The sequence below is a fragment of the Janthinobacterium sp. GL_088 genome (assembly GCF_057837845.1).
Genome location: NZ_CM174453.1, coordinates 2,607,595 through 2,623,556, shown reverse-complemented (window position 1 = coordinate 2,623,556; position 15,962 = coordinate 2,607,595). Strand labels below are relative to the sequence as shown.

Annotated in this window: 14 protein-coding genes; 8 read left to right on the top strand and 6 right to left on the bottom strand. The window is 64.8% G+C overall.

Translation table 11 applies throughout. The annotated features are described in order from the left end of the window. Window positions 1-14 precede the first annotated feature (14 nt). Together aspT and AC3IQ7_RS11980 are read right to left on the bottom strand one after the other, a co-directional pair. A complete protein-coding gene (aspT, locus tag AC3IQ7_RS11985; RefSeq protein ID WP_322428612.1) occupies window positions 15-1,697 on the bottom strand; it encodes an aspartate-alanine antiporter in 1,683 nt (560 codons plus the stop codon). 261 nt (window positions 1,698-1,958) lie between these two features. Beyond that, complete coding sequence (locus AC3IQ7_RS11980) at window positions 1,959-2,828, bottom strand: substrate-binding periplasmic protein (protein ID WP_489209739.1); 870 nt, start codon at window positions 2,826-2,828, stop codon at window positions 1,959-1,961. Window positions 2,829-3,076: 248 nt separating this feature from the next. On the opposite strand from AC3IQ7_RS11980, the gene AC3IQ7_RS11975 reads away from it, so the two are divergent. Beyond that, window positions 3,077-3,340, top strand: a complete 264-nt coding sequence (locus tag AC3IQ7_RS11975; RefSeq protein WP_489209737.1) for a heavy-metal-associated domain-containing protein — start codon at window positions 3,077-3,079, stop codon at window positions 3,338-3,340. A 21-nt stretch (window positions 3,341-3,361) separates the two neighbouring features. Here the strand turns inward: AC3IQ7_RS11975 and ubiT are convergent, their stop codons facing one another. From ubiT to ubiU, 3 genes are all read right to left on the bottom strand, one after another. Next, window positions 3,362-3,889, bottom strand: coding sequence for a ubiquinone anaerobic biosynthesis accessory factor UbiT (gene ubiT, locus AC3IQ7_RS11970; protein WP_489209735.1), 528 nt, complete (start codon window positions 3,887-3,889; stop codon window positions 3,362-3,364). Between the two features lie 20 nt (window positions 3,890-3,909). Next, window positions 3,910-4,806 carry a ubiquinone anaerobic biosynthesis protein UbiV gene (ubiV, locus tag AC3IQ7_RS11965; RefSeq protein WP_099380267.1) on the bottom strand — a complete coding sequence of 299 codons (897 nt, stop codon included), beginning with the start codon at window positions 4,804-4,806 and terminating at the stop codon, window positions 3,910-3,912. Window positions 4,807-4,930: 124 nt separating this feature from the next. Then, complete coding sequence (ubiU, locus tag AC3IQ7_RS11960; RefSeq protein ID WP_416208778.1) at window positions 4,931-5,968, bottom strand: ubiquinone anaerobic biosynthesis protein UbiU; 1,038 nt, start codon at window positions 5,966-5,968, stop codon at window positions 4,931-4,933. Window positions 5,969-6,130: 162 nt separating this feature from the next. On the opposite strand from ubiU, the gene AC3IQ7_RS11955 reads away from it, so the two are divergent. From AC3IQ7_RS11955 to AC3IQ7_RS11925, 7 genes are all read left to right on the top strand, one after another. Next, window positions 6,131-6,547 carry a hypothetical protein gene (locus AC3IQ7_RS11955; protein WP_489209733.1) on the top strand — a complete coding sequence of 139 codons (417 nt, stop codon included), beginning with the start codon at window positions 6,131-6,133 and terminating at the stop codon, window positions 6,545-6,547. A 118-nt stretch (window positions 6,548-6,665) separates the two neighbouring features. Beyond that, the gene (locus tag AC3IQ7_RS11950) at window positions 6,666-8,414 is read left to right on the top strand and encodes a ribonucleoside triphosphate reductase (RefSeq protein ID WP_489209731.1); all 1,749 of its coding nucleotides are present in this window, start codon (window positions 6,666-6,668) and stop codon (window positions 8,412-8,414) included. Then, complete coding sequence (nrdD, locus tag AC3IQ7_RS11945; protein WP_092712624.1) at window positions 8,411-8,611, top strand: anaerobic ribonucleoside-triphosphate reductase; 201 nt, start codon at window positions 8,411-8,413, stop codon at window positions 8,609-8,611. The genes AC3IQ7_RS11950 and nrdD overlap by 4 nt, the downstream gene beginning before the upstream one ends. Then, on the top strand, window positions 8,601-9,308 hold the full coding sequence (locus tag AC3IQ7_RS11940) for an anaerobic ribonucleoside-triphosphate reductase activating protein (RefSeq protein WP_489210437.1): 708 nt from the start codon (window positions 8,601-8,603) through the stop codon (window positions 9,306-9,308). Before nrdD ends, AC3IQ7_RS11940 begins: the two co-directional genes overlap by 11 nt. 148 nt (window positions 9,309-9,456) lie before the next feature. After that, window positions 9,457-13,512, top strand: a complete 4,056-nt coding sequence (locus AC3IQ7_RS11935) for a Pls/PosA family non-ribosomal peptide synthetase (protein ID WP_489209729.1) — start codon at window positions 9,457-9,459, stop codon at window positions 13,510-13,512. Beyond that, on the top strand, window positions 13,512-14,039 hold the full coding sequence (locus AC3IQ7_RS11930; RefSeq protein WP_489209727.1) for a 4'-phosphopantetheinyl transferase family protein: 528 nt from the start codon (window positions 13,512-13,514) through the stop codon (window positions 14,037-14,039). The genes AC3IQ7_RS11935 and AC3IQ7_RS11930 overlap by 1 nt, the downstream gene beginning before the upstream one ends. A 198-nt stretch (window positions 14,040-14,237) precedes the next feature. Then, window positions 14,238-15,146 (top strand): LysR family transcriptional regulator, encoded by a 909-nt coding sequence (locus AC3IQ7_RS11925; RefSeq protein WP_489209725.1) that lies wholly within the window; start codon window positions 14,238-14,240, stop codon window positions 15,144-15,146. Here AC3IQ7_RS11925 and AC3IQ7_RS11920 read toward each other — a convergent pair. Beyond that, window positions 15,143-15,820 (bottom strand): phosphoribosylanthranilate isomerase, encoded by a 678-nt coding sequence (locus AC3IQ7_RS11920; RefSeq protein ID WP_489209723.1) that lies wholly within the window; start codon window positions 15,818-15,820, stop codon window positions 15,143-15,145. The two genes, AC3IQ7_RS11925 and AC3IQ7_RS11920, sit on opposite strands and share 4 nt — an antisense overlap. Window positions 15,821-15,962 lie beyond the last annotated feature (142 nt).

Sequence of the window (15,962 nt, the reverse complement as noted above, 5' to 3'; positions counted from 1 at the left end):
CCCTTGCTGATTACTTATGCGTGCACCGACCCCGCCAGGGCCACGATGAGCGGCCCCAGCAGGGGCAGCACCACGTTCGAGATCGCATACGTAATCGTGTAGCCCAGCAAGGGCGTGGAATTGCCGGCCGCGTTTTGCACGGCGGACAAGGCCGGCGTGCTGCACTGCTGGCCGGCGATGGCGCCCAGCAGCACGGGCGCTTCCAGCTTGAGAAAAAAGTGCCCCACCAGCAAGGACAGCGAGGCGGGGATGACGGCGATCAACACGCCCATCAGCGGCAGCGACAACCCGTACTGGCGGATCAGGTCGATCGCCTGCGGCCCCGACGCCAGGCCCACGCAAGCGATGAAGGTGGCCAGGCCGATATCCTTCATCATGTCGAGCGCGCTGGGATGGATGCCCGGCATGCCAGGCTTTCGCGCCTGGTACCAGCCGAACACGAGGCCCGTCAGCAAGGCGCCACCACCCGTGCCCAGCGAAAACGGGATGCCGCCCAGCTTGGCGCTGAAGCCGCCGATGACCACGCCCAGCACGATGCCGATGCTGGCGTAGACGATATTGCTGCGGTCGCCCGTGGGCACGCGCTTGCCGATGGCGGCCAGCGCCGTGTTCAGCTCGCGCCCTTCCGTCGTGCCGTACAGGCGCAGCACGTCATCGCGCTGCAGGGCCAGATCGGGCAAGGGCGGCATGCTGTGCTCGCCACGGACGACAGCCGCCACGTGCACGCCGGTTGGCAAGGCCAGCTGGCGCAGGGACTGGCCCACCAGTGCGGCTTGCTGCAGCACCACTTCGACGGCGGAGACGGCCATGTTCAAGCCCGTCGTGTCGGCAAATTCCTCGCCCAGGATGGCTTCGGCCGCCACCAGCGCGGGACGGTGGCCGATCACCAGCACTTCGTCGTTATTACGCAGGCGCAATTCCGGCTCCAAAGGCAATACCTTGCCATGCCGGCGCACGCGCGTGATGCTGGCGCGGCCCGCAAAAATATGCTGCAAGGCGTCGAGACGGCGTCCCGCGCCACGGCTGATGCGGTAGGCGCGGCCCACCATTTCCGGCGTGGCCTGCACGCCATCGCCATCGGTCTGCGCGCCGCCCATCTTTTCCCACAATTTATCGGCTTCCTCGCGCAGGTTGACGCGCAACAACAGCGGAAAAATCTGGCTGGTGGCGATGACGATGGCGATCAGGCCGAAAATATATGTGATGGAATACGCGGTCACCACGTTGGCCTGCAGCTCGGCGATGCGGGCGGCCGGCAGCGCCAGCTTCGAGATGGCGTCCGTGGCCGTGCCGACGACGGCCGATTCCGTCGCCGCGCCCGCCATCATGCCGGCTGCCGTGCCCTGGTCCAGGCCAAGGAAACGCGTGGCCAGCAGCACCAGTCCCAGCACCACCACCACTTCGATCAGGCACAGCAAGCCCAGGCGCAAGCCCTTGGCATTCAGGTTGGCAAAGAACTGGGGACCGCCCGCGTAGCCGAGGGCAAAGATGAACAGCATGAAAAAGACGTTCTTGACGCTGGCGTCCAGGGTGATGCCCAGCTGGCCGATCAGCAGCGCGGCGATCAAGGTGCCGCACACGCCGCCCAGCTGGATCGGGCCGAAACGTATCTGCCCTACCGCATAGCCCAGCGCCAGCGCCAGGAACAGGGCCAGTTCCGGCACCTGGTGCAATACGGACGTGATCGAATCGAGCATGGACAAACCTTCGAAAAGATAACGGATGGTTACAAGAGAACAGAGCGTTCGGCGGCTGACGGCAGCTGGCTGTTGAACGGGCGCACGGATCCTGCACGGCACCTGCGGTAAACGCTTGCGCCGGAGAAATGTTGTTACGAGGAATCATGTTCGGTGAAAAATTTACAAGTGTCAACAGGTGTTCTGTTGAACTCACCTTGCGTTTCATCAAACATCCTGCGCACGATTGAAGCGGTTGTTTGACACTGATCAATAAAACTACTAGTGATGTTTTGGACGATACCAGAGGGCCTTGCGCACCAAAGGCGTCTCCTCCGGCAAGTCGGGATTGGCCAGTTCCAGCACGTACCGGTGGGACAGTTGCAAAGCCTCCGCAAGGCGACCGAAATGGCGCTGGAACAGCTGTGCAAAACTGCCATCGGCGAGCATGGTTTCCAGTCCCCTTTCAATGTGGCGCGCCAGTTCCGGCCGGTGCCGGCCGACAAAAAAGTACAGCGCGGCCGGGTAGCGGATGACCAGGTGCGTGTCGAGCGCCAGCGGCAAGTGCGCATGGCTGGCCAGCTCGCTTTGCGCCTCGATCACGGAACGGGGAAAGTAATCGATGCGCCCCGCCGCCAGTTGCTGGAACAGGCCCTCATAGGTACTCGAGGTATCGAGGCGCAAGCCATTCGCCTGCAGGATGGCGGAATCGGGCCAGTCGCGCATCTGACCGGCCGATAGCCGCGCCAGGGCGCCAATGCTGCGCACGCCGCGCAGCAGCTGCGGCTGGCGGGCCTGGATCAGGGCCACGCGCCAGCCGATCAAACCGCGGTCGATGGGGATGCGCACCGGCAACAATTGCGTTTCGCGCGCGCGGCTCGTCATGGCCCAGACGACGTCGACGCCGCCCGAGGCCGTGGCGATTTCCTGCATCGCGCGTGTCTGCACCATGCGCAATTCGGAGCGGCGCAAGGCATAGGCCTGGCCCGAACGGGCCAGCGCCTGTTGCAGCAAGGCCGTCACATAACCTTGCTGCGGATCATCGAGCGCCTGGTGACGCGGATACACGAGCGGCAGCGGCGGCGGCACCGCGCCGATGGCCGCGCCCAATGGCCACAGGGCAGCAAGCTTGAGCAGGGGGCGGCGCTGCATGGCCCCTCCTTTCCAGCGCTTTCATAGCGTTCTTATCAGAATGACAGTATCGCGCAGCAGAGCACGCTTGTCGACTGGAATACGGCAACTGTGTATAAAACAACAGCACTTTCAAGCTGACCAGGAGGGGTGAGTATTAATCCAGATCAATAAAACCCCAAATAGAAAATAAATCTTGCGTGCTGCTCTGGACGGCATGCGCACCGCTCGCCTACGCTGTTTTTTTATTTGAAAAACAAGAGGACCCCATGCAGACAGCACGCTTGAATATTATCGGGATGGATCACGAAGGCTGCGCCGACAGGCTGACGGGCGCGCTCGAAGCCGTCACGGGCGTGGCCACCGTGTGCGTCTCGCTAGCGCGCCACGGTGCCACGGTGCAGTTCGACGAACGGCTGGCCACGCAGGAACGCCTGCTGGCGGCCGTCAATGACGCCGGCTTCATGTGTGAAGCGACGGATGAAGAACAGCTGGCCTCGTGCAGCGGCGCCTGCGGCCACTGCCGCCACTGAACGCTGCCGCCAACTCCCCGCTCAGCCTTCCCGCGCGCCCCGGTCGCGCAGATGCGCCAGCACGCGGCGCGGTCCCAGCGCCTGCAAGTCGAACGGCGGCAACTCGATGGCGTCGAGCGTATTCTTGAACAGCAGACCCAGTTCCGTGTCGCCTTCCAGGCTCAGGCGGCGGCTGAAGAACAGGGTGTCCGGATCTTCCTGGCGCCGCGCCAGCAGCATCAGATCATGCACGCTGGCGGCGATGCACAGGTCCGGCACGTCGACATAGCGCTCGGCCACGAACACCGTGCCCTGCCACTCGAAATCGAAGGCGATGCCCGCGTCCAGCAGCCGCAAGCGCAGGCTGCGCCCTTCCAGGCTACGCCGCACGTCGTCGGGCAATTGCGGCGCCAGCAGACGGTTCAAGCCTTGCACGAACAGCCAGGAGGCGGGATACGGCGGCAGCTTGGACAGCAATTCGGCCAGCGGTTCGGGCAGCCAGTACGACACGGCGGGCTTGCTCATACTCGGCTTGGCCGGGACGGGCAATCTTTCCAGTTGATCTTGCATGGTGCTTCCTTTCGAGGCGTTCAATGGGCGGCGTGCTGTTCCATGCCGGGCTGGCCGTGCCAGTAGCCGTCACAGGCGCCGGCCGGCTGGCAGGCCGCCAGCTGGGCCTGGGCGCCGATCCCGCTGACCTGGCCGCGGCGGGCGCGGTCAAAGATGGCGATCACCTGTTCCGTATGCATGGCCTGCGGGCTGATGCGCGCCACCGCCACGCCCATGTCGCGCATGGCGTCGAGTTCGCGCACCAGGTTGTAGACCAGCGCCGACTGCGTCTGCGTGCCGTTCAACACGAGGAACGGCACTTCATCGCGCGTGCGCAGCAGCAGGCCGTCCGGCTCTTCCAGGCAGCTGTAGCCACAATCGTCCTTCGGCAGATTGCGGTTGCGCGCCGTGAAGCAGCGCGCGGAAAACGCCAGCGGCATGCGGCCGTAGGCGAACACTTCCGTCTCCAGCCCTTCCGGTTTCTGGCGCTGCATCTCGGCCAGCGCCGTCTGCCCCATTTCCAACGGCATCACCCAGCGCCGCGCGCCCAGGCGCGCCAGCAATTGCAGGCTGGGGCCGTTGAACAGGTTCAAATGGGGACCGGCGACGAAGGACGCGCCCTTTTCCATGCAGTGCACGGCGCCCATGTCGTTGGCCTCGACGCCGTAGCGGCCATTGCCCGTGATGCGGCGCAGGGTCGCCAGTTCCGCGCCCGCCTCGATCAGCGCCTGCGTCGACAGCACCACTTCCTTGCCGGCGGCGGCCAGCATGTCGGCGATATCGAGCCAGTCGGCCAGGCGTACCTCATGCCGGCGCGAGCAGACGGTTTCGCCCAGGTACACGATATCGACGGCGGTGCCGGCGATCTGCTGGTAAAACTCGAAAACGGTGGCGCGCGGCCAGTAGTACAGCAAGGGGCCCAAAGAGAGTTTTAACATGTCTTTTCCATTTTTTTAGTTTACAAAACCGTAGCGAGCGGTTCGCGGCGAGGCCGAGAAGCGCAGCTGTGCTAGAGCACAGCGAGCATCGCAGGCCACGCCCCGGAACGCGCAGTAGGTTTTGCTATTTCCAAGAGCGGTGGTAGGCACCCAAGGTGTGCTGCTGACCCTCGGCCAGCTTGTCCATGGCCGCCATCCAGCCCGGCTTGACAGCGTAGCGCGCATTACCTTCGCGGCAGGCGTCGATCGCTTCGCGCCACACGCGCGTCACCTGCGCCACATAGGCGGGACTGCGCTGGCGTCCTTCGATTTTCACGGCGCGCACGCCCATGGCGATCAGCTGCGGCAGCAGCGCCAGCGTGTTCAGGCTGGCCGGTTCCTCGATGGCGTAATACTCTTCGTCATTGACTTCGAAACGCCCCTTGCACAGGGTGGGATAGCTGGCGTTTTCACCGGGCGCATAGCGGTCGATCAACACGCCGTTCAGGCGCGATTCCAGGCCCTTCGGCGTTTCCAGCCAGCGCACGGATTTCGCCGGCGAGCACACGCCGTGCGTGTTCGGCGCCTCGCCCGTCGCATACGACGACAGCGCGCAGCGCCCTTCGACCATCACGCACAGGCTGCCGAAGCCGAAAACCTCGATCTCGACTTCCGTCTTGGCGATCAATTGCTCGACCTGCGCCATCGACAGCACGCGCGGCAGCACGGCGCGGGCGATGCCGAAGTGTTCATGGTAAAAATTGATGGCTTCGTAGTTGGTGGCCGAGCCCTGCACGGACAGGTGCAGGCGCAGCTGCGGGTGGTGCTGGGCCGCATACGCCATCAGGCCAGGATCGGCCACGATCATGGCGTCGATGCCGGCTTGCGCGGCGCGGTCGATGGCGCTGCGCCACACGGCCCAGTTGTGCGGCTGCGGATAGGTGTTCAGCGCCAGCAGCACCTTGCGTCCATATTGATGGGCGTAGCGCACGCCCTCGGCGATGGCCTTCTCGTCGAAATTGAGGCCGGCGAAATTGCGCGCATTGGTGGCATCGCGAAAGCCCAGGTAGACGGTGTCGGCGCCATTGTCGACGGCCGCTTTCAAGGCAGGCAGGCTGCCGGCGGGGCAGACCAGTTCCAGCGGTCCGGCCACGCGGGTGGCGGTGGTTGAATCAAGCATCATGATATTCACAGTCCTGTATCGGCTCAGGGTGCAGACTATAGCCCCGCCCATGCCGCCCAGTCCTTGACGCAGGTGAAGGAATGCATGCATGGCTGGCGCGCGTTCAACTTGCTTGACCTGGCTGTAAAATGCCCCACTTTTCTCCCTCTTCGATTGCCCGCCATGACCCGCAAACCGCTGCTGATTTTCCTGCTCACCCTGTTCCTCACCGCGCTGCAAGTGCAGTGGGCCGGCCCGGCCGATGGCTATGACGCAGAGACCATCTCCGTCCTGTCGCCGGAAGTACTGGGCGCGTATCCGGGCGTGCTGCTGCTGTTCCTGCTGGCCGTGTTCGCGCGCCGCCAACTGCCGCTGCTGCGTCAGGCCGCCATCTGCACGGGCCTGCTGGCCGTCTACTGGCTGCTGGCGAACTACGTGACGTTCGACGCACGCGTGGCCAGCTGGAGCACCTACTCGCCGCTGGAAATCTGGGCGCACGTGCTGCCCGCCTCCGTCGCCAGCATCGCCGCCTGCGGCGTCGCGTTCTTTTGCGTGAGCTGGCTGATCCTGCGCGAAACGCGCTGGAACAAAACCGGTTGAGGTGGTTTTTTCACCTGCATCAAGGATTCGTCACGCAACTGCACGCACCCTTTGACGCCACTATATTTAGTGATTAATCTCCATAAAAACACCGCATGTTGTGTTTATTGGAGGTTTCATGACGACAAATGCAGTTTCCCCCACACGCGGCCAGGTCGATGTCGCCGCGTCCATCAATGAATACCTGGACCGGCGCGACTGGCGTGTCAACGCCAATGCCAACCAGGGCTACTCGCTGGGTGGCCTGATACTCAACGTGTCGGGCAAGGTCATCGCCAACTACTGGCTGGACCAGGTGTATCCGCCGGAAGTGGGCGCGGCGCACCGCGAAGCGGCGCTGCACATCCACGACCTCGACATGCTGGCCGGCTATTGCGCCGGCTGGTCGCTGCGCACCCTGCTGCACGAAGGCTTGAATGGCGTGCCGGGCAAGATCGAATCGGGCCCGCCGAAACACATGTCGAGCGCCATCGGCCAGATCGTCAATTTCCTCGGCACCTTGCAAAACGAGTGGGCCGGCGCGCAGGCGTTCAGCTCCTTCGACACCTACATGGCGCCCTACATCCGCAAGGACAGCCTGCGCTACGAAGACGTGCGCCAGTACATGCAGGAGCTGATCTTCAACCTCAACGTGCCATCGCGCTGGGGCACGCAAACGCCATTCACCAACCTCACGTTCGACTGGGTCTGCCCGGACGACCTGCGCGAACAGATTCCCGTCATCGCCGGCCAGGAGATGGACTTCAGCTATGGCGAGCTGCAGGCGGAGATGGACATGATCAACCGCGCCTACATCGAGATCATGATGGCGGGCGACGCCAAGGGACGCGTGTTTACCTTCCCCATCCCCACCTATAACATCACCGAGAATTTCGACTGGCATAGCGAAAACGCGGAACGCCTGTTCGAGATGACGGCCCGCTACGGCCTGCCCTACTTCCAGAACTTCATCAATTCGGAACTCAAGCCGAACATGATCCGCTCCATGTGCTGCCGCTTGCAGCTGGACTTGCGCGAACTGCTCAAAAGGGGCAATGGCCTGTTCGGTTCCGCCGAGCAGACCGGTTCCCTGGGCGTGGTGACGATCAACTGCGCGCGCCTGGGCCACTTGTGGCGCGGCGACGAGCCAGCGTTGCTGGCCGACCTGGACCGCCTGCTGGAACTGGGCAAGACCAGCCTGGAAATCAAGCGCCGCACCATCGAGGAACTGATGCAGCAAGGCCTGTTCCCGTACACGAAACGCTACCTGGGCACCCTGCGCAATCACTTTTCCACCCTGGGCGTGAACGGCATCAACGAGATGATCCGCAATTTCAGCGGCGACGCTTACGACATCACGTCCGCCGAAGGCCATGCGCTGGCGATACGTCTGCTCGACCACGTGCGCGCCCGCATGGTGGCCTTCCAGGAAGAGACGGGCCATATGTACAACCTGGAAGCGACGCCGGCCGAAGGCACGACGTACCGCTTCGCCCGCGAAGACCGCAAGCGCTATCCCGCCATCCTGCAGGCGGGAACAAGCGACAACCCGTACTACACGAATTCGTCGCAGCTGCCCGTCGGCCACACGGACGACCCGTTCGAGGCGCTGGAATTACAGGACGCGCTGCAGCGCAAGTATACGGGCGGCACGGTGCTGCACCTGTACATGACGGAAGCGCTGTCGGATGCGAGCGCGTGCCGCGAGCTGGTAAAACGCGCCCTGAGCCGCTTTTCGCTGCCCTACATTACCGTCACGCCCACGTTTTCCATCTGCCCGCGCCACGGCTACCTGGCCGGCAAACATGAATTCTGTCCCACCTGCGACGCGGAACTGATCGCCCGCAAGCAGTCCGATTTCGCTCACCCACTCAAGGAAACGCCATGAACGCACGTCCCGACTTCACTCCCGCCATCACCCTGCTCGACACCGAACGCCAGCGCTGCGAAATCTGGACGCGCGTGATGGGCTACCACCGCCCCGTCGCCTCGTTCAACATCGGCAAGCAGGGCGAATTCCACGAGCGCCAGTACTTTACGGAAGCGAGCGCCCGTGTTGGCCAGCCCGCGTGCCATGGCGGCTGAGTTGAAAGTGGGCGGCCTGACGCCCTTTTCCGCCACCGACTATCCGGGCAAGCTGGCGGCCGTGGTGTTCGTGCAGGGCTGTCCCTGGCGTTGCGGCTATTGCCACAATCCGCACTTGCAGCCCCGCACGCCGGAAGGCGCCATGCCCTGGCAGGACGTCCTGACCTGGCTGCGCCGCCGCGTGGGCCTGGTCGACGCCGTCGTCTTCAGCGGCGGCGAAGCATGCATGGACCCGGCGCTGGCGCGCGCCATGCAGGACGTCAGGGAACTGGGTTTCGGCATCGGCCTGCACACGGCCTGCATCTATCCGCAACGCCTGCAGGAAGTGCTGTCCCTGGTCGATTGGGTCGGTTTCGACATCAAGGCGCCGTTTGCCGACTATCGTCATGTGACCCGCGTGGCCGCCAGCGGCGACCCGGCGCGCGCCTGCCTGGACGCCATCCTCGCCAGCGGCGTCGCCTACGAGTGCCGCACCACCACCCACCCGGACCTGCTGCCGGACGAGCAGTTGCTGGCCCTGGCCACCACCCTGGCCGCCAAAGGCGTCGATAATTACGTGCTGCAGCAGTTCCGTGCCGAAGGCTGCGCGGATGCGGCGCTGGCCGGCCGCCCCCTGCACGGCTATCCGGCGGCGCGCACCGTGGCGCAAATCGGCGCCATGTTTCCGCGTTTTACATTCCGTAATCATGGCAGTTGAGCCGATGACCACATAATTTCGCAAAGCCCCGCAAAATTCCCCGTTCTGCAACGCTGAAATGTCTTGCGTACTGTAATGTATCAACTGTGCCGCGCACCACGCGCAGCCCAGCAGATTTTTCACACCGCATTACAGATAAGCGTCATCCATGAACGATTTCACCGCAGTCAACCCAGGCATCCCTTCGACCCACGCCGACATCCTGTACGGCCCACCGCGACCGGATCTGCTGCGCGAGGAAGTGCTGGCCGACCTGCTGGAGGCAACGGCCCGCCGCTGCCCCGAGCAAATCGCCCTGATCGATGGCGCGCGCCGCATCACGTATGCGCAGCTCGATGCGCAGGCGGGCCTGGCCGCGGCGCGCCTGGTGGCGGCCGGCGTCAAGCCCGGCGACATCGTGGGACTGTGGCTGCCGCGCGGCGCCCATCTGCTGCTGATGCAGGCAGCGATTGCCAAGGCGGGCGCCGCCTGGCTGCCCGTCGATGAAGACACGCCCGTCGAGCGCCTGCAGGTGTGCCTTGATGACGCCAATGGCTTTGGTGTGGTCAGCTGCGCGCAGTTCGCGCCGCGCCTGGCCGATGCCGGACTTGGGCGTCCCGTGTGGACGGCGGAAAGCCTGCTGGCCCCCGCCGCTCCGGGCGAACAGCTGCCCACGCGCGCCACCGTGCTGCCCGAACACCCGGCCTACGTGATCTACACGTCCGGCTCCACGGGCAAGCCCAAGGGCATATTGATCAACCAGCGCAGCATCTGCCACTTCCTGCGCAGCGAAAACGCCGTGCTGGAAGTGACGCAAAGCGATACTGTCTACCAGGGTTTTTCCGTCGCCTTCGACATGTCGTTCGAGGAAATCTGGATCGCCTACCTGGTGGGCGCCACCCTGTGGCTGGGTCCCAAGGAGATTTCGGGCGACCCGGAAGCCTTGCCGCGCGCGCTGGCCGACAACAAGGTCACCGTTCTCCACGCGGTGCCGACCTTGCTGGCCCTGTTTGCCGAGGAAGTGCCGAGCCTGCGCCTGATCAACCTGGGCGGCGAGATGTGCCCGGAGTCCTTGGTCGAGCGCTGGTCGCGCCCGGGCCGCGCCATGTTCAACACCTATGGCCCGACGGAAGCGACCGTCTCGTGCAGCCTGGCGCGTTTGCGGCCCGGCGAGCCGGTGACCATCGGCACGCCGCTGCCCAACTATGGCTTGCTGGTGCTGCAGGTGGCCGAGCCGGGAGAAAACCGTCCGCTCGTCCTGCTGCCGCGCGGCGAGACGGGGGAACTGTGCATCATCGGCCCCGGCCTGGCCGAGGGTTACCTGGGCCGGCCCGACCTGACGCTGGAAAAATTCCTGCCCAATCCCTGGAGCACGGGTCCTGACGATGCGCGCCTGTACCGCACGGGCGACCTGGCGCGCATCGATCTTGATGGCCAGGTGCTGTGCCTGGGCCGCGCCGACGACCAGGTGAAAATTCGCGGCTTCCGCGTGGAGCTGGGCGAGATCGAAGCCGTGCTGGCGCAGCAGGCGGGCGTGGGTACGGTGGCTGTATTGTTGCGCAAGGATGACGGTATCGACCAGCTGGTGGCGTATATCGTCGGCAGCGACGAGGCGCCCGACGATGCCCTGGCGGCGAAAACCCTGCGTGCGGCATTGAACTTGCACTTGCCGCCGTATATGGTGCCGGGCCGTTTTGAATTGCTGCCGCTGATGCCGCGTCTGACCTCGGGCAAGATCGACAGGAAGGCCTTGAAAGCCATGCCCCTGTCCGCACCGCCGGCTGGCGAAGCCGGTGAATCGGACGTGCCGGAAACGCCGGCAGAAGCGGCCCTGTTCGCGGCGCTGGCCAAGCTGTTCCCGGGCCAGGCGATCTTGCGCCAGCTGGACTTCTTCAGCGACCTCGGCGGCCATTCCTTCCTGGCCGCGCGCCTGGCGTCCGCACTGCGCGCCGATCCGGCCTACGCCCACATGACGGTGCGCGACATTTACCAGAACCGGCAGATCGGCAAGATCGCCGCCGTGCTCAATGAAGCGCCGGCGCTGGCCACGCCGGAAGCGGAATGGACGCCACCATCGACCCTGAAGCGCTGGATTTGCGGCGCGGCACAGGCGGCGGCCGTGCCTGGCCTCGTCACCCTGCGCATGGCGCAGTGGATGGCGCCGTTCTTCACTTACCACTTCTTCACGGGCGACACGGGCGATACCGTGCCGCGCGCCATCGCCGCCTCCATCGGCGTGTTCCTGCTGGCGACCCTGGCCGAATTTGCCATTGCAATCGCCGGCAAGTGGCTGATCGCGGGGCGTTTGATACCGGGCAGCTATCCGCTGTGGGGCGTCACCTACTACCGCTGGTGGCTGGCCGACCGCCTGGTCGAATCGGCGCCCGCCTACCTGCTCAGCGGCTCGTCCCTGAACAGCTGGTGGTTGCGCGCGCTGGGCGCCAAAGTCGGCAAGGAAGTCGTCATCGGCTCGATGACCCTGCGCGCGCCCGACCTGCTATCCATCGGCGACAACGTCAGCGTGGGCAATGCCGTCAACTTTGAAAACGCCCGGGTCGAGCGGGGCCGTTTGTTGCTGGGCCGGATCAGCATCGGCGACGACGCCTGCATCAGTTCTTACGCCATCCTGGAAGGCAACACGCAAGTGGGCGCCTTCGGCCACCTGGAAGGACAATCGGCCCTGGCCGATGGCGCGGCGGTGCCGGCCGGACGCGTGTACACAGGTTCTCCCGCGCGCGACATTGGCGCGTTTGACCCTGCCAGCCAGCCGCCCCGCCCCGCCGTTTCGCGCCTGCGCCTGACGGGCGAAACCGTGTTCTTCTGCTTCGGCATGGTACTCATCGCCGTGCTGTTCTTCATGCCCGTCTTCCCCAGCTTCGTGCTGATCGACTGGTTCGACGAGCGCGAAATGATGCCGTGGCTGCAGGGGCGCGACGTGACGACCCAGCTGGCCCGCTACTTCCTGCTGGCCTTCCCCGCCAGCGCCGTGCTGATCGTGCTCACGGCCCTGCTGTCGGCCGCCATCCGCTGGGGCGCGCTGCCGCGATTGAAGCCGGGCAGCTCGCCCGTGCACAGCAATATCTATTGCGCCAAGTGGCTGGTCAGCCATATCCAGGAATCGAGCCTGAACGTCCTGCACGGCATTTACGCCACCGTGTACGCGCCGTACTGGTACCGCCTGCTGGGCGCCAAGGTCGGCAAGGGTGCCGAGATTTCCACGGCGCTGGGCGTGGTGCCCGACATGCTGACCCTGGGCGACGATACCTTCATCGCCGACGCCGTCATGCTGGGCGACGAACAGATCGACGGCGGCTGGATGACCATGCGTCCCACTGTCATCTCGCACCGCAGCTTTGTCGGCAACGGCAGCTATATCCCGGATGGCACCACGCTGCCCGAACACGTACTGATCGGCGTGCACACGCATGCGCCGCGCAATGAGCAGATGCACAGCGGCGACACGTGGCTGGGCTCCCCCCCCATGCATTTACCCGCGCGCGAACAGGTCAGCGGCTTTGCCGAACACCTGACGTTCAAGCCATCGCTGTTGCGCCGCCTGGGTCGCAGCCTGATCGAAGCGTTCCGCATCGTCGCGCCGCACGCGGTGGTGATCGCCGTCGGCTACACCCTGGTACTGGACGTGATGCCGATCGCGGGCGCCGGACGCTGGGGCGAAGTGGTAAGCGACCTGGCCATCGCCGGCCTGGCCTACGGCATCGGCAATTTTTTGGTCGTCGTGCTGTTCAAGTGGCTGCTGCTGGGACGCTACCGCAAGCACGCGGCGCCCATGTGGACGCCGTTCGTGTGGATTTCCGAAGGCGTGACCAACCTGTACGAAGGCATCGCCGTGCCCAACTTCATGCGCTACCTGCGCGGCACGCCGTGGCTGCCGCTGGCCTTCCGCCTGTTCGGCTGCAAGATCGGCCGCGGCGTCTACATGGACACGACCGACATCACGGAATTCGACTGCGTGCACATCGGCGACTACAGCGAATTGAATGCGCTCACCTGTCCGCAAACGCATCTGTTCGAGGACCGCGTGATGAAGATCGACCACGTGGAGATCGGCCAGCGCGTCTACATGGGCCCGCGCAGCTCCGTGCTGTACAGCGCCAATGTGGGCGACAATGCGCGCCTGGGACCCTTGACCCTGGTGATGAAGGGCGAGCACATCCCCGCCGGCAGCAACTGGGCGGGCTGCCCGGCCGCGCCTTTGCGTAGCTGATGGATTTTACCGTGCTGTGGGCGGGCGACGGCGTGCTGGCGATCGGCATTGTGCCGCCGCCGTCACGCATGGAAGCGCGCGCGCACCTGCGCCAGGCCGTGTGCGAAGCGGCGGCGCAGTGGCAAAACCTGGACATCGACGCGATTTCGGTGAAGTCAACGCCGGGCGCCCCTCCCCGTTTGCTGCTGGCCGGCCGCGTGGCGGGTTTGTCATTTACCCATGACGAAGGCATCTCGCTGGCCGCCATCGGCCTGCATGGCCCTGTCGGCATCGACGTGATGCGGGTGCAGGACATTGCCGGCTGGTTCAATCTGGCGCGCGACTATCTGGGGCCGCAGGTGGCCGAGGAACTGGCCGCCTGTCCCGATGCACAGCGCCCCTTGGCCCTGGCGCAGGCGTGGACGGCGCGCGAGTCGTTGCTCAAGTGCGCAGGGCTGCCGCTGGCGGAGTGGAGCGGGGTAGCACCGGCTTGCCGCTTGCAAGCGCTGGCCTTGCCGGCACCGTATGTCGCGACTCTGGCATATTAATCTTCCTTGCCTTTGCCAGTTCCACCAATCTGGACGAAAATCAGTTTTACGATAATACTGACGAGCAATCCCAGCACCCCGATCAATTCCAGCATGGCCATTCCTTTGCAGTGACAGCAGACCAGGCCACTGTAACGCGAATACCGGGACCAGGCTAATATCAAATCAGGCAGTCTCCGATCTCGAAAAGGCATACGATTGATTTCCATCAGACAGTTCCGCTATTTTGTCGAAGTCGTCGATGCGGGCAGCTATTCGCGCGCGGCGGAAAAGTTATTTATCGCGCAGTCGGCCCTGAGCCGGCAGATCAAGGAGCTCGAGGGCGAGGTGCAAGCCCAGTTGCTGACGCGCGACGCGCGCCATATCGAACTGACACCCGCGGGACAGGTCTTTTATGAACGGGCAAAGCGCATCCTCGAAGACATCGACGAAACCGTGCGGCAGACGCGCCACGTGGGACAAGGGGCGCAAGGCATCATCCGCCTGCTGCATTCGAGTTCCGTCACCCTCACGCCCGCCATCGGCGCCGTGCTGAACCGCCTGCTGGCGCAGTTCCCCGGCGTCTCTCTCGATGTGTCGAAGGGCTCGTCGGAAAACCAGGCTGCCGATATCGAGGAAGGCCGCGCCGACCTGGGCCTCGTGCGCCTGCCCACCCTGCGCAAGCATGCCAATATCGTCGTGCGCGAACTGTTTGCGGAAAAACTGGTGGTGGCCGTGTCATCTGCCTCGCCGCTGGCCGCGCTGGAACGCACGACGATAGCCGCCCTGCGCGACGAAGCGTTCGTCTCGATCCCGCACAAGGACCGGGGAGGCCTCAGCTACCTGGTGGCGGGCCTGTGCCTGGCGCAGGGCTTCTTTCCGAAGGCGGCGCGCGCCCTGTCGCGCAAGACGTCGCAGCTGAACCTGATCGAGGCCAACATGGGCATCGCCATCGTCCCCGACAGCATGCGCCTGGTGGCGCCGCCAGGCGTGCGTTTTATTGCACTGCCGGATGAGGAATCGCATTCCATCGTTGGCTTGATTTCGCCGCGCGCGGCCAGCGGCATGGTGGCCGCGTTTACGGAAGCGTTCGTGCGCGAGATGAATGTGCTGCCGGCGGCTGATTAGCCCTCCGCATACAGCGCCGCGTCCACGTCGCGCACGGCCGCCATCAGCAGGGCCAGCTTCATGACATCGAGCTTGCCGTCCGTGCGCACGCGCGAGCACAGGTCGATGCCGTAGGGGCGCACCTGGCGCAGTGCATCGGCAACGTTGGTGTCGTTCAGCCCACCGGCCAGGAAAACGGGACGGGGACTGGCGCGCACGAAGCGCGCACTGATGGACCAGTCGTGCGTGCGGCCCGTGCCGCCCAGTTCCGGGACCAGCGCGCCAGGGCGGCCCGAATCGAGCAGGAAAGCGTGCACATGGGGCGCGTAGGCGGGGATCAGGTCCAAAGCCTGCGGCCCCTCCACATGGATCACCTGCACGCGCCGCACATGGGGCAGCAGGCGCGCCAGTTCCTCGACTTCACGCGGGTCGATATGGCCGACGATCTGCACGGTGGACGGCTGCGTGGCGCGCACGTGTTCGGCGATGGCTTGCGCCGTCGTCTCGGACGTCAGCAAGAACGTGGCTACCGGGGGCGGCGTCCAGGCGGCGATCTGCGCGATGCGCGCGTCGGGAATCGGGCCGGGGCCGGACGGCATGGCAGCCACCAGGCCCAGCGCATCGGCGCCGGCGGCTATGGCCAGTTGCGCTTCATCGATGGAAGCGATGCAGCAAATCTTGATGCGGGTTCTCATGGCCTTGTGTGCTCAGTCGGGATGAGCAACATTACAACACAGGGCGGCACGCGCGCCAAGACACGCGGTCAAGGCCGCGTCATGCCGCCGCAAAACCATCACCAGCACAGCAACGAGCAAGGGCCGATCCTATGGCGTCTGA